The organism is Gillisia sp. CAL575, assembly GCF_000403785.1.
Lineage (GTDB): Bacteria > Bacteroidota > Bacteroidia > Flavobacteriales > Flavobacteriaceae > Gillisia.
Genome location: NZ_APHJ01000019.1, coordinates 285,198 through 298,829, shown reverse-complemented (window position 1 = coordinate 298,829; position 13,632 = coordinate 285,198). Strand labels below are relative to the sequence as shown.

General features: G+C 34.3%; 12 protein-coding genes. 4 read left to right on the top strand and 8 right to left on the bottom strand.

Annotated features, from left to right (window positions below; translation table 11 throughout):
- Nucleotide 1: 1 nt before the first annotated feature.
- Both lipB and I130_RS16405 read right to left on the bottom strand, forming a co-directional pair.
- Nucleotides 2-709 (bottom strand): lipoyl(octanoyl) transferase LipB, encoded by a 708-nt coding sequence (lipB, locus tag I130_RS02695; protein WP_034918892.1) that lies wholly within the window; start codon nucleotides 707-709, stop codon nucleotides 2-4.
- Nucleotides 709-864, bottom strand: a complete 156-nt coding sequence (locus I130_RS16405; RefSeq protein ID WP_083932849.1) for a YqaE/Pmp3 family membrane protein — start codon at nucleotides 862-864, stop codon at nucleotides 709-711. The genes lipB and I130_RS16405 overlap by 1 nt, the downstream gene beginning before the upstream one ends.
- 170 nt (nucleotides 865-1,034) lie before the next feature.
- Between I130_RS16405 and lysS the strand changes: the two genes are divergently transcribed.
- The 4 genes from lysS (at nucleotide 1,035) to I130_RS02675 (ending at nucleotide 7,264) form a co-directional block, all read left to right on the top strand.
- On the top strand, nucleotides 1,035-2,735 hold the full coding sequence (lysS, locus tag I130_RS02690) for a lysine--tRNA ligase (RefSeq protein ID WP_034918889.1): 1,701 nt from the start codon (nucleotides 1,035-1,037) through the stop codon (nucleotides 2,733-2,735).
- Nucleotides 2,736-2,888: 153 nt separating this feature from the next.
- A complete protein-coding gene (locus I130_RS02685; protein ID WP_034918884.1) occupies nucleotides 2,889-5,390 on the top strand; it encodes a zinc-dependent metalloprotease in 2,502 nt (833 codons plus the stop codon).
- A 122-nt stretch (nucleotides 5,391-5,512) separates the two neighbouring features.
- A complete protein-coding gene (locus tag I130_RS02680; RefSeq protein ID WP_034918879.1) occupies nucleotides 5,513-6,052 on the top strand; it encodes a hypothetical protein in 540 nt (179 codons plus the stop codon).
- Nucleotides 6,053-6,781: 729 nt separating this feature from the next.
- Entirely contained in the window at nucleotides 6,782-7,264 is a 483-nt protein-coding gene (locus tag I130_RS02675) for a hypothetical protein (protein WP_051119593.1), read from the top strand.
- 71 nt (nucleotides 7,265-7,335) lie between these two features.
- Here I130_RS02675 and I130_RS02670 read toward each other — a convergent pair whose 3' ends face one another.
- The 6 genes from I130_RS02670 to I130_RS02645 form a co-directional block, all read right to left on the bottom strand.
- Nucleotides 7,336-10,053, bottom strand: coding sequence for a heavy metal translocating P-type ATPase (locus I130_RS02670; RefSeq protein WP_034918876.1), 2,718 nt, complete (start codon nucleotides 10,051-10,053; stop codon nucleotides 7,336-7,338).
- Between the two features lie 61 nt (nucleotides 10,054-10,114).
- Entirely contained in the window at nucleotides 10,115-10,435 is a 321-nt protein-coding gene (locus I130_RS02665) for a four-helix bundle copper-binding protein (protein ID WP_034918874.1), read from the bottom strand.
- 168 nt (nucleotides 10,436-10,603) lie between these two features.
- The gene (locus I130_RS02660) at nucleotides 10,604-11,599 is read right to left on the bottom strand and encodes a potassium channel family protein (RefSeq protein WP_034918872.1); all 996 of its coding nucleotides are present in this window, start codon (nucleotides 11,597-11,599) and stop codon (nucleotides 10,604-10,606) included.
- A 30-nt stretch (nucleotides 11,600-11,629) separates the two neighbouring features.
- Nucleotides 11,630-12,196: a helix-turn-helix domain-containing protein gene (locus I130_RS02655; protein WP_051119596.1), complete on the bottom strand. Its 567-nt coding sequence runs from the start codon at nucleotides 12,194-12,196 to the stop codon at nucleotides 11,630-11,632.
- A 100-nt stretch (nucleotides 12,197-12,296) separates the two neighbouring features.
- Nucleotides 12,297-12,878 (bottom strand): DUF3347 domain-containing protein, encoded by a 582-nt coding sequence (locus I130_RS16170; RefSeq protein WP_051119592.1) that lies wholly within the window; start codon nucleotides 12,876-12,878, stop codon nucleotides 12,297-12,299.
- Entirely contained in the window at nucleotides 12,875-13,594 is a 720-nt protein-coding gene (locus I130_RS02645) for a PepSY domain-containing protein (RefSeq protein WP_034918869.1), read from the bottom strand. Before I130_RS02645 ends, I130_RS16170 begins: the two co-directional genes overlap by 4 nt.
- Between the last annotated feature and the right edge of the window lie 38 nt (nucleotides 13,595-13,632).

Sequence of the window (13,632 nt, the reverse complement as noted above, 5' to 3'; positions counted from 1 at the left end):
ATTAATTGGACATTTTAAGCTCTGCCTCAAACACAGTAGAGAAATGATGTAGAAGTTTTTGCTCTACTTCAGCAAGATCAACTTTTCTTACTCCTAACTCTACATTTAGAGAGGTCACTGTTTTTCCACGAATTCCGCAGGGAACAATATTATCGAAATATCCAAGATCTGCATTTATATTCAGCGCGAAACCATGCATAGTCACCCAGCGGCTGGCACGAACACCCATTGCACAGATCTTTCTAGCAAACGGAGTTCCCACATCTAACCAAACCCCGGTTTCACCAAGACTTCTATCTGGCTTCAATCCGTAATCCTTTAAAGTGAGGATGATCACTTCTTCTAAAAACCGAAGGTATTTATGAATATCTGTAAAAAAATTATCCAGATCTAAAATTGGATATCCCACCAATTGCCCAGGGCCGTGATACGTAATATCTCCACCACGATTTATTTTATAATATTTGGCATTCTTCTCTTCAAGTTGAGCATCAGTAAGTAATAAATGATCGAGATCACCACTTTTACCCATGGTGTAGACGTGCGGATGTTCCACCAATAATAAATAATTATGTGTTTCTAGAGAAAGTTCTTCTCTCCTATTTCTAATCTTTAAATCTACAATAGATTGAAATAACTGCTCTTGATACTCCCAAGTTTCCTTGTAATCTTTTAACCCAAGATTTTGAACTTCTACCAATTTGTTCATCATTTCCTGTTATTTAAAATGATTAAAGCAGCAATCACCCCTGGAATCCAACCCAGTAATGTTAGAATTAGCACAATTAAAATTGAACCACAACCTTTGTCGTATACCGCCAATGGGGGAAACAACACTGATAGAACTACTCTCCAAACACTCATTTATCCTTCATTTATAATTTGAAGGCACAAAGATACCAATTAAAACTAGCTGAAAAATTCTTGCGATTATTCTTTCTAAATCCTATGAATTTGAAATTGACTAGTTAATTGAATGTGATTATATTTGCAACTTCTTATCCCTGAAGATAAGACACAAATTAAAAAACAACATGCAGCTATCTGAACAAGAAATTGTAAGAAGAGAAAAATTAGCTTCTCTTAGAAAATTAGGCATCAATCCTTATCCGGCAGATCTATTTCCGGTAGATCATACTACCGCAAAGATCAAATCTAAATTCGAAGAAGGTAAAAAGGTAGTAGTTGCAGGTCGATTAATGTCCAGACGAATTCAAGGAAAAGCATCTTTTGCAGAGATCCAGGATTCTGAGGGGAAGATCCAGGTATACTTCAACAGAGATGAAATTTGTCCTGATGAAGATAAAAGTAAATACAACGACGTATATAAAAAATTACTTGATATAGGTGATTTTATAGGGATCCACGGAGAGCTTTTCACCACACAAGTAGGTGAAAAAACTATCATGGTAAAAGAATTTTCTTTACTAAGTAAGTCATTACGTCCACTCCCACTTCCTAAAACAGACAAAGAGGGTAATGTTTTTGATGAATTTAATGATCCAGAACAGCGATATAGACAACGCTATGCAGATCTTGTTGTAAATCCAAAAGTGAAAGAAGTTTTTGTGAAGAGAACTAAGCTTTTTAATGCCATGCGTAATTTCTTTAATGAGGCTGGTTATTTTGAAGTTGAAACTCCAGTGCTTCAGCCAATTCCTGGTGGAGCTGCGGCAAGACCATTTATGACACATCATAATGCATTGGACATGCCTCTATATATGAGAATTGCGAACGAATTGTATCTAAAAAGATTGATCGTTGGTGGATTTGATGGAGTTTATGAGTTCTCTAAAAACTTCAGAAATGAGGGAATGGACAGAACGCATAATCCAGAGTTTACAGCCATGGAAATCTATGTAGCATACAAAGATTACAATTGGATGATGGAATTTTGCGAACGACTTTTAGAGCATTGTGCTATAGCCGTAAATGGAACTACAAAAGCTACTTTCGGGAAACACGAAATAGATTTTAAAGCTCCGTATGCACGAGTGACCATGGCAGATTCTATTAAGCATTTTACTGATTTTGATATTACCGGAAAGAGTGAATCTGAAATAAGAGAAGCTGCCAAAAACATGGGAGTTGATGTTGATGACACCATGGGTAAAGGCAAGCTTATCGATGAAATATTTGGTGAAAAATGTGAGGGTAATTATATTCAGCCAACCTATATTATAGACTATCCAAAAGAAATGAGTCCGCTTTGTAAAGAGCATAGAGACAATCCTGAGTTAACGGAGCGTTTTGAGTTAATGGTGTGTGGAAAAGAAATAGCGAATGCTTATTCTGAATTAAATGATCCTATAGATCAACGTGAACGCTTTGAGCATCAGATGGAATTGGCTAAAAAAGGTGACGATGAAGCGACTGGCGTTATAGATTACGATTTTTTACGCGCTTTAGAATACGGAATGCCTCCAACATCTGGAATGGGTATTGGAATGGATAGGTTGATTATGTTTCTAACTAATAACCAATCTATCCAAGAAGTACTTTTCTTCCCTCAAATGAAACCAGAAAAGAAAGCAGCTGCTCCAAAACCAGAAGATTTTATCAAAATAGGAGTGCCACAGGATTGGGTAGAAGTAGTGATGAATGAATTTATGAGTGTTTCAAAACTTAAAGAAAACAAGGCAACTCAAGTACACCAAAAATTAAATGGGTTAAGAAAAAAGAATAAATTATCTATACCTGCCCTTCAATTAGAAGAAGTTGAAAAATGGTTCTAAATGTTAAATTTTAAGTTTATTTCTGAATAAATTAAACCCTTTTATAATAATTCAGTCTAAAGGCTACCAAGAGGTAGCCTTTTTTCGTTTTTAGTTTCACTAAACGAAAGCTACGTCTTATATTCAAAGAATTATTCAACTAAAACTTTTTACATGACCAAACAGTTCTCCCACAAGCTATTATTAATAGCCTTGTCAATTTCTGTTTCCGGTTGTGCCGTTTTTCAGCCTAAAGAAAAGAAGGCGACGGCACAAGCAACAGCAAAATCGGAATCCAAAGACAAAAATGGTGTTAAACCTTATGACAAGGTTATCACTAAAGATGCTAAATCTGACAAAGGTTTATTTACTGTTCACAAAGTAGACGAAAATTATTTTTACGAAATTCCAGACAGTCTTTTAAATCGTGAAATGCTTACTGTTACCAGAATTGCTAAAACCGCAAACGGGATTGGTTTTGGAGGAGGTAAGCAGGATACACAAGTTCATAAATGGGAAAAGAAGAGTAACCAGATCCTGTTAAGAGTGGTATCTCATGAGGTTTTTGCGGCAGATTCTTTACCAGTTCATGAAGCCGTGGCTAATTCTAACTTTGAACCTATATTACAAGCTTTTCCCATCAAAGCTTTCCACAAAGACTCACTAAGCCAGAACTATGTAATAGACGTTACAGATCTTTATTCAAAAGATGTAATGGCTTTAGGATTGCCAGACAGAGATAGAAAAGAATACAAGGTTTCTCGTTTAGACGATGCAAGATCTTACGTAGATACAATTAAGAGTTTTCCTGAAAATATTGAAGTTCGTCACGTAAAAACTTACAATGCATCAAATGCTCCTTCTAATGAGAGTACAGGGTCTATTTCTTTAGAATTTAGTAATTCTATGATCTTGTTACCAAAAGTTCCTATGAAGCGTAGATATTTCGATCAGCGTGTTGGATGGTTTGCAAGAGGTCAAGTAGATTATGGTTTGGATGCTCAAAAAAGCAAAACTATTAAATATCTCGACAGATGGAGATTGGAAGTTAAAGATGAAGATCTAGAGAAATTCAAGAATGGAGAATTAGTAGAACCAAAAAAACAGATCATTTATTATATAGATAGAGCGACTCCTAAACAATGGGTGCCGTTTATTAAACAAGGTATCGAAGACTGGCAAGTAGCTTTTGAAGCAGCTGGTTTTAAAAATGCTATTATAGCTAAAGATGCGCCTACTAAGGAAGAAGATCCAGACTGGAGTCCTGAAGATGCAAGATACTCTGTAGTTAGATATTTGGCATCTCCAATTCCTAATGCAAATGGTCCACACGTGAGTGATCCTCGTTCTGGTGAGATATTAGAATCTGATATCAACTGGTATCATAATGTTATGACCTTGCTAAGAAATTGGTTCTTTGTACAAACTGCGGCTATCAATGAAGATGCTCGTGGAGTACAATTCAAGGATGAAGTAATGGGAAGATTAATAAGATTTGTTTCTTCTCACGAAGTAGGACATACATTAGGATTGCCTCATAACATGGGAAGTAGTGTTGCCTATTCTGTAGAAGACCTTAGAGATCCAGAGTTTACAAAAAAGTACGGAACTGCTCCTTCTATAATGGATTATGCTCGTTTTAACTATGTTGCCCAACCGGGAGATGGAGATGTAGCACTAATGCCAGAAATAGGAACTTACGATAAATATGCAATTGCCTGGGGTTACAAACCTCTATTAGATAAATCTGCAACTGAAGAAAAGCAGACTTTAGATTCTTGGATCTTAAAACATCAGAATGACCCAATGTATCGCTTCGGAAGTCAACAAAGCGGAGTAATAGATCCTAGTTCTCAAACTGAAGATCTTGGCGACGATGCTGTTCTTGCAAGCCAATACGGAATTGCAAATCTCAAAAGAATTGTTCCAAACCTTATAGAGTGGACTGCAGAAGATGGGAAAGACTATGAAGATCTTAATGATCTTTACGAACAGGTTCTTAGCCAATATAACCGCTATATGGGACATGTTACTGCTAATATTGGTGGTGTTTATCAAAACTACAAGACTTACGATCAAGAAGGTGCTGTTTACACACATGTTTCAACTGCAAAACAAAAAGAAGCTATGGCTTTTCTTCAGAAGGAATTATTCACAACTCCAGAATGGCTAATAGATCAAGAGATCTTTAATAAAGTTGAATTTGATGGAAACTTAGAAAGAGTTCGTGGATTTCAAGAAAGAAGCATGAATAACTTATTAGACTTCGGAAGGATGGCAAGGCTTATGGAAAATTCTGATATCAATGGAAGAGATGCATATTCATTGTTAAGTATGATGACTGATCTTAGAACAGGGGTTTGGAGTGAGTTGAATAGAGGTAATTCTATAGATCTTTATAGAAGAAATTTACAGAGAGCTTACCTGCAACGAATGGAATATTTAATGACTGAAGAGCAAACTCCAATTCCAGCTCGCTATAGAAGTAGATTATCCAGAAGTAATGTAGATGTAGCTAACAGTGATATTAGACCTATTGTTAGAGGAGAATTAGTAACCCTTCAAGGAAACATTAAAAATTCTGTAAATAGATCTAACGATAGATTAACGAGATATCATTTACAAGATGCTTTAAAAAGGATCGATTTAATCTTGAATCCGATCGCTAAAGGTTAATACCTTTTAAACGTTAAGAATTAAAGCTATCGTTTTAACAACGATAGCTTTTTTATGTTAAATAATAATTACAAACAGCTACATTGCTTATTTTTAAATGTTTAACTATTAAATTTTGTATTATGAAAAATATAAGTTTATTTATAATGATGATAATGTTCTCTTTTACAACTTTTGCACAAGTAGAAAATGATCAGAAGGATAAAGACAAGGATCATATGAAGCACAAAGAAATGAAACATATGAAAACGATGTCTCATGATGAAGATGCGACTATGTATTCTGATAAAATGGCAACAAAATTTAATTTGAATACTGAACAGAAAGCAGATTTAAAAAGAGCTCAATTAAAAAGATGGGAAGCCATGAAAGAATTAAAGTCTGAACATAAAGAAGAAATGGCCAATGAAGATGCTGAAGATATGTCTAAAGAAAAAGCCGAAATGCATAAGCAAAAAATGAAAATTCAGGATGATTTCAAAGAAGAAGTGAGAGAAATTCTTAATGAAAATCAATATACAAAATGGGAATCTATGCATAAAGAAGAAATGAAGATGATGCATGACGAGAAAACAAAGATGCACCATGATAAGGCTAAAATGAAGGGAGATGACATGAAAGTGAAGAAAAAAGATTATGACGATGATTCAAATAAACAATAATCTTAATTATTCGAGGATTTCGATAAACAATTAATTTTTTTATTGTTTATCTTGTAATTAATTCACAAAACCATTGACAAAATAAAAAGCCGATTGCAAATATTAAAAATTGCTTTCATTGTTTAGAACCCACTAATTTATTTTAGTGGGTTTTTAATTCTAAAAAAATTTTAAATGATTTAAACCTTTTTATAATCTGGAAGTCTAAGAAGTACTAGATATAAATGGAGAATTTCTAATCTAGGTTATATCTACCCTTAAAGCCACTTCCCTACAGTGGCTTTTTCAATTATACTATGATCTCAGATCATGATATATTTCTCAATTTACCAGAAGTTTTATAGATGTGTATCAAAGTTAAATACCATCTGTAGTTCGCAAAATTATAGTTACGCAACAACTTGACGTTACGAGTGCTGTTAACAGAACTAAAAATCAACTTAATAAATTTCATCGTTTAGATTCTTTTAAGAGAATAGATTTAATTCTAAACCCTATTACTAAAAGTTAATAGTTGTTTAGTGTAAATACTACAACCTGTCAGCCCTTCCGCTACAGGTTTTTTATTGATATCCTCGGGATTTATATACTAAAGCTTTAAAAGAATTTTTATGTTCAATTACTGAGAAACATATATAGAATACTCTATTTAATAGATACTTATTAAGTCTACATTAAACCAAAAGAAATAATTCCAGTCTTATAAGTGAATATAAAAACTTTTAAAAAATGAAAAACTTAGGAATTATAGCAATGATGTTATTCTCTATGGCAACCTTTGCTCAAAAAGATCAAATACAGGAAAGAAAACATCATAAAGAGACGCCTGAAATGACTGGCGAGCAAAGAGCAACGTTAATGTCTAAAAAGATGGCATTAAAATTAGATCTAAATCAGTCTCAACAAAACGATCTTAAAAAGCTTTTTACTGAAAATGCAAAAGAACATGATAAGATGATGGCAGAGCACAAGGCGATGAAAGACGATGCGAAAGCAGAAAAGGATCGTTTTAAAATAATGAACGGTCGTTTAGACGTGCAGCTGGCACAGCAAGAAAAGATGAAAAAGATCTTAAATGAAGATCAGTTCAAGAAATGGAAATATATGACGAAGAAACATGCTTCTAAAAAACATCATATGATGAAGAAAGATGATCTTAATAAAAGAGGTGGTGAAAACAGGAAAAGGGGTAATAAGCAAAGAAGAGGCTAATTTTTTTTTAGGTAAAAATCAAAAAGGCGGGATGTCTAATACATCCCGCCTTTTTTTATAATTTATATCTCTCAATCTAGCTTAACATTTTTCAATCTTAATGCATTACCAATTACAGAAACCGAGCTAAAACTCATTGCTAAGGCAGCGATCATTGGAGATAATAATAAACCAAATACTGGGTAAAGAACTCCCGCAGCTATTGGCACTCCAACCGTGTTATAGATAAGAGCAAAAAACAAATTCTGTTTAATATTTGTCATTACTTTATCACTTAAATTTTTAGCCTTTACAACACCTTGTAAATCACCTTTTACTAAGGTAATCTTTGCGCTTTCAATAGCTACATCTGTTCCTGTACCCATTGCGATACCCACATTAGATTGTGCTAGAGCAGGAGCATCATTAATTCCATCACCTGCCATAGCCACTAACTTGCCTTCTTCTTGAAGACGTTTTACTTCATTCAATTTATCTTCTGGAAGCATCCCTGCTTTATATCCGGAAAGATGTAACTGATCTGCAACTGCTTTTGCTGTTTTTTCATTATCTCCAGTAAGCATTATTACTTTTATACCATCATCCATTAACTCCTTAATAGCTTGAGCGCTAGTTTTCTTAATAGGATCTGTAATGGTTATATATCCCACAATTTCATTACTTACAGCAACATAAGAAACAGTTTTTCCTTGCTCCTGCTCGCTTTCAACCTGACTCTTAAATTCTGGAGTGATTTTAGCTTTAGAGTCTATCATTAATTTTTCATTCCCAATTGCTACCTTCTTTCCTTCTATTTCTCCAGTCACTCCCTTTCCAGTGACCGAATTGAAATTGGAAGCTTCCACTAAGTTTAGCTTTTTCTCCTTAGAATAATTTACTGTGGCTTGAGCAAGTGGATGCTCGCTCAATGCATTTACAGAACTTATATACTTGAGTACCTCATCTTCAGAATAAGTAGAAGATAAGGCGACCACTTTTTCTACAGAAGGTTTCCCTTCAGTAATAGTTCCCGTTTTATCTATTATAAGTACTTCTATCTTGTTCATTTGCTCCAAAGCCTCCGCATTTTTTATTAACACCCCATTTTGAGCTCCTTTCCCAACACCTACCATTACAGACATTGGTGTAGCCAATCCTAAAGCACAAGGGCATGCTATTATCAAAACTGCTATCGCGTTAATCATTGCATAAGCATAAACTGGTTCTGGCCCATAAATAGCCCAGATAACAAAAGTTATTACAGAAATTAATACTACAATTGGAACAAAATAACCGGAGATCTTATCGGCTAGTTTTTGAATTGGAGCTTGAGATCTACTAGCATCATTCACCATCTTTATAATTTGAGCCAGTAAAGTTTCATTTCCAACTTTCTCGGCTATCATGGTAAAGCTTTGGTTCCCATTGATAGTCCCTGAACTCACTTTATCACCCACAATTTTATCTACTGGAATTGGCTCGCCGGTAATCATAGACTCATCTAAACTACTTTGTCCTTTTTCTATCGTACCGTCTACTGGGATCTTATCACCCGGTTTTACACGTAAAAGATCGCCCACCATAATTTGATCTGTAGGCACTTCTTGTTCTACTCCATCAACAATCTTATAGGCCTTATTAGGAGCAAGCTTTAAAAGTTCTTTTATGGCTCCATTTGTTCTACTATGCGCTCTTGCTTCTAAAAGCTGACCCAAAAGAACTAGTGTTAAAATAACTGTAGCCGCTTCAAAGTAAACATGAACAGTACCCATTTCTGTTTTAAACTGATCTGGAAAAAGATCTGGAAATAGTAATCCAAAAACACTAAACACCCAAGCCACACCCGCACCTATTCCTATCAAGGTGAACATATTAAGGTTCCATGTGATTATAGATCTATATGCCCTTTCAAAGAACATCCAGGTTGCATAGAATACCACAGGAATAGAAAGACCCAACTGGATCCAGTTCCAGGTTTTCATATCTAGCCAGTCATAAAGCGGGTTCCCAGGAATCATTTCAGACATCGCGATCAGAAAGATTGGTACTGTAAACAGTACCGCAATCTTAAATTTTTTGAGAAGCTTTTGATACGTTTTTGCTTCTGCAGAAACATCTGCTTCCATAGGAACAAGATCCATCCCACAAATTGGGCAATCTCCTGGCTCATCTTCAACGATTTCCGGATGCATTGGACATGTATACTGGGTGGCAGAAGATTTTAAACTCATTTCTTCCACAAGGTCCATCCCACACACAGGGCAGTCCCCATGTTTATCATAAGTTTTATCACCTTCACAGTGCATAGGACAATAAAAGGTTCCGTTCCCATTTTCTAAAGCTTTGGAAGATCCGTTTTCTTCTGATTTTGGCGCTTTTCCATGACTATATATTTGATAAGTTCCTCCTTCTTTCTCTAATTCCTGCTGAAATTTCTGAATCTTAATATAAGATTCCATTTCTATAATGGCTTCCTTGTTTTCTAAATTTACCGTTGCTTTAGAAACTCCCTCTACAGCATTTAAAACTTTCTCTACATGTGTTCTACAGCCATTACAAGTCATTCCCGTAATATTATATGTATGAGTCATAGTTTTTCCAGGTTCATGTATCTCATAACCTCCCCCGTCTTCTTTTAAAGCTTTTTGAAATTGACTCAATTTAATATGAGAATCCATTTCAATTTCTGCTTCAGCTTTTTCAAGATTTACCGATGCATCTATTACACCTTCAACTTTTTGTAAGATTTTTTCCACATGAGCTCTGCACCCATTACAAGTCATTCCAGAGATAGTATAGCTATGTTTCATTTATTCAGAATTAGAAAAACCCAGAATGATCCGGGTTTTTAATGATATTAATTATTGATATTTAAGCCAAATGCGCTTCGCATACACGTGCACATTCTCTACAAGCTTGTGCACATTCCTTACAGTGATCATGCTCATGTTTTTCACACTCGTCTGCACATGCATTACATACCTTAATGCAATATTTTATAAGATCATCTACATCTTTATAATCCGTGGCTAATAATTGATTTAAAGTACTGCATACTTCTGCGCAAACTTTGTCTGTTCGGATGCAAGTAACCATCATCTTTACATTTTCCTCATCTAAACAAGCATCTCCGCAGTAGTTGCACTTGTTTATACAGTTCCCAAGCGCATGTATCATTTTCTCATTTCTCATAACTTTGGTTTTAAGGTTCACCCAAAGTTACCTAATAGAAACAATAAAGACTTTTAAAATTATGGTAAGATTTTACGATAATATGGCTTTTACTAAGCCCTAGAAGACTTACTATGTGAACTTTAGAATAACTTTATAAACCCTATATGTATTTATTGCCAATCATTCTTAAAATACATCTTTCCATTCCCACCCGTCATTAACTACTAAAGTTAAAAAGAACTGTCTATCTTCCTGTACAGTCTCAGAAAAATCGAAACCATTTAAGTTGGACCTTAGCATATTTTTTTCTTTCAGCATATTTAAATCTGGCGTAATTGGCGAACTATTAATAAAATTGATATTAGATACTTCTCGAACCACATTTATATAATTATTAAGGGCAGTTTTTATAGAAGAAATTTCCTGCTTAGGTATAGAACACTCCGGACTCAAACACTTCTCCAGTATACAAATAGCCTCATGTAAACGTGCAATTTGTAATACTACTGAATGTTCTTTATCGTTATTATGAAAAAAGTGAATTACTGGATATGCTCTATGGTTTTGATTGTGCTCCAAGAGTGCGTCAGACAGAGTTAGAAGCTGTAATTTAAAAAAATCATAGTCTATCCCATTCCAAGCATTCAAGATAATTTCTTGGGGGCTATTTCCCAGGCTACTCAAATTTATACCAAGTTTTCTTTGTTTAATTATAGCAGATAAAACTGGAATAAAATAGGTGACGGACATCGTTATTAAAATAAGCCCCGTAAATGAGTATAGATCGGTAATAATACGCCACAGATTGTTTGAGGGTGTGAAATCTCCAATTCCTAAAGTGGAAAGTATATACCCGGAATAATATAATTTTTCTAAAGCTGATGCGGGTATTTTAGCAGAGTTTACAACAGAATCTATATCAGATTGTAATAATAAAAACAAACTGAGCGCAAGAGAAGACACCCAAATTAAAATAATTAGAATTAAAAGGTAGAATCCCGCCCGAGCAAGTAATTTAGATTTCCCGTTTCTACCGGACAACTTTAGCATTAGTTTCCAAAACAAATGAGAAAAATTGCTTGTTAGCCATCCACCACCCTGCATTGAAAGAGTTGTTTTTAGAATATCTAATACAATACTTACATATATGATCGTTCCAATTACAATTAGAAGATAAGCCATCACTCAAAATGATTTTTTAAAAAATTTGAATTAAAAAGTATCTAGTGTATTTCGGTTTTTTTTAGAAATCTTATATTTAGAAGGAGTAGTTCCTGTAATCTTTTTGAATTGAGTAGAAAGATAGGCGGCACTTCCAAATCCTAATTTATCTGCAATTTCTGAAATACTGAGTTCATCATATTCCAGTAATTCTTTTATGCGCTCTATCTTGAGTTCATTTTGATAAGTTTGAATACTTTTCCCTTCAGTTTTAGAAAATATAGAACTCAAATGGCTATAATCAAAATGGAGGTTTTCTTTTAATGTAACAGACAAGTTCTGATGTGAATTAGAGTCGGCATCAAAAATTTCTTTTAAAATGATCGCCTTAATCTGCTTAACGATACGCTCATTTTTTTCTGAAAGTATCTCAAAACCCACTTGTTTAAATTCATTTTGAAGCTCCTCTATCTGATCAGGATCCATATCACTTTGAAGTTCGATAGTTCCCAATGAAATATTTAAGAACACAATATTATTGCGCTGTAATATCTCTCGTACTGAGATTATACAACGATCACAAACCATATTTTTAATATGTAACTCCTTATTATTCAAATTATTGAAATATTGAATTCCCAAAAAAAGCAAAGCCTATCTATTCAACTTCATAAATTGAATATGCTGAAGTGATAGGCTTTGACTTCTGTGAATACTATTAATTTATCACTTCTTCTACCCTACCACATTTTAGCATTTTATCACCAAAATACGGGTTTCTTATTTCTGAAGATGTAGAGTACCAATAGTCCCCTTTTCCTTCAAAAGCCATTGGACAAAACTGCTTATAAATCTCTCCAGAAGAAATAGCGCCGGTAATAACCCCTTCCATCTCTTTTGTGATTTTTGAGAAAGCTTCTCTTTGCTTATTTATGTCTGTTGCTTCAACTAATTGCATAGTAGCATTTAATAAGGTCTGCTCAGCCTCAATTTCTTTTAAACTTTCCAGTAACATAGTTGCGTGCTGCTGTGCTTCTGCATTATTTGATGCCACTAATGCAGATTTAATCCCGATATAATGTTTGAAAACAGATTGAGTGGTAGTTTCTTTAAACTGAACATTTATCACTTCCTCGACATTTATTATATCTGTAGAATCTGTTTTCTCTTCAGAATTCATTTCTTCATCCATTACTGTGGTTGTTTCTTCATTTTTATTCTTGTTCTCTCCACAAGAATAAAATCCAAAACTTGCTACTAATGCAGCAATCATGAATACATTTCTAATTTGCTTTTTCATTTATTTTTCTTTTTTTTTCTATTTAAAATCTTTCTAATACTCGGTGATGAAGTATACCACAGGGTAAACCCGCTCAAAACAGTTAATAAACCTAATAAGGAGAAGGCTCTCAGAATTATATTATTAAAATCATCCCGACCGTCATAGTCCATAGTATGAGTCATCCATAAAAAATCGAACCATCGCCAATCTCGATGTCTAATACTTTCAAATTTACCATTTTCTACGGCAACATATGCTTTTATGTTATCAGAAGAATTATAAGAAATCACATATGCAGGCAAAGGCTTTCCACGATATTCATGGTGATTATCTGTATTGCTAATTTTCTCGATATTCAGAACTTCAAGCTCGTTTAAAACATGCTGACTTGCAACTGCCAAAGCATCCTTCTGCGATATTCCTTCAATTTTTGTTCCATCCGTGGCGTCAAAAAGTATCGTATTGTTTATCCAATAAAATGGTTTTTCACCAATCTGTATTAATTCTAACGATGCTATTTTTGAATTTAGCTTGAGTTCAGATGGACTCAATAGATCACTAAAAGTTGCCTTTTCTACTTTTGCCCTAAGAAACTGATCTCCATGAATTTCATCTAAATCTGTCCAACTAAAATAGAGTCCACTAATGGTCCACATTAGAAACTGAATTCCAATAAATAAACCCAGGTAGCGGTGTGTCTTTCTAATTTTTTTAGCTGTGTGTCTGTTAATCATTAAATACTACTTAATATTTATGCTTTTAATTCTTGGAA

Excerpts from the sequence above, each read along its gene's own strand:
- I130_RS02680 (WP_034918879.1), top strand. The coding sequence starts at position 5,513 with ATGAAAAATATAAGTTTATTTATAATGATGATAATGTTCTCTTTTACA.
- I130_RS02675 (WP_051119593.1), top strand. The coding sequence starts at position 6,782 with ATGAAAAACTTAGGAATTATAGCAATGATGTTATTCTCTATGGCAACC.
- I130_RS16170 (WP_051119592.1), bottom strand. The coding sequence starts at position 12,878 with ATGAAAAAGCAAATTAGAAATGTATTCATGATTGCTGCATTAGTAGCA.
- lysS (WP_034918889.1), top strand. The coding sequence starts at position 1,035 with ATGCAGCTATCTGAACAAGAAATTGTAAGAAGAGAAAAATTAGCTTCT.
- I130_RS16405 (WP_083932849.1), bottom strand. The coding sequence starts at position 864 with ATGAGTGTTTGGAGAGTAGTTCTATCAGTGTTGTTTCCCCCATTGGCG.
- I130_RS02685 (WP_034918884.1), top strand. The coding sequence starts at position 2,889 with ATGACCAAACAGTTCTCCCACAAGCTATTATTAATAGCCTTGTCAATT.
- I130_RS02665 (WP_034918874.1), bottom strand. The coding sequence starts at position 10,435 with ATGAGAAATGAGAAAATGATACATGCGCTTGGGAACTGTATAAACAAG.
- I130_RS02645 (WP_034918869.1), bottom strand. The coding sequence starts at position 13,594 with ATGATTAACAGACACACAGCTAAAAAAATTAGAAAGACACACCGCTAC.
- lipB (WP_034918892.1), bottom strand. The coding sequence starts at position 709 with ATGAACAAATTGGTAGAAGTTCAAAATCTTGGGTTAAAAGATTACAAG.
- I130_RS02660 (WP_034918872.1), bottom strand. The coding sequence starts at position 11,599 with ATGGCTTATCTTCTAATTGTAATTGGAACGATCATATATGTAAGTATT.
- I130_RS02670 (WP_034918876.1), bottom strand. The coding sequence starts at position 10,053 with ATGAAACATAGCTATACTATCTCTGGAATGACTTGTAATGGGTGCAGA.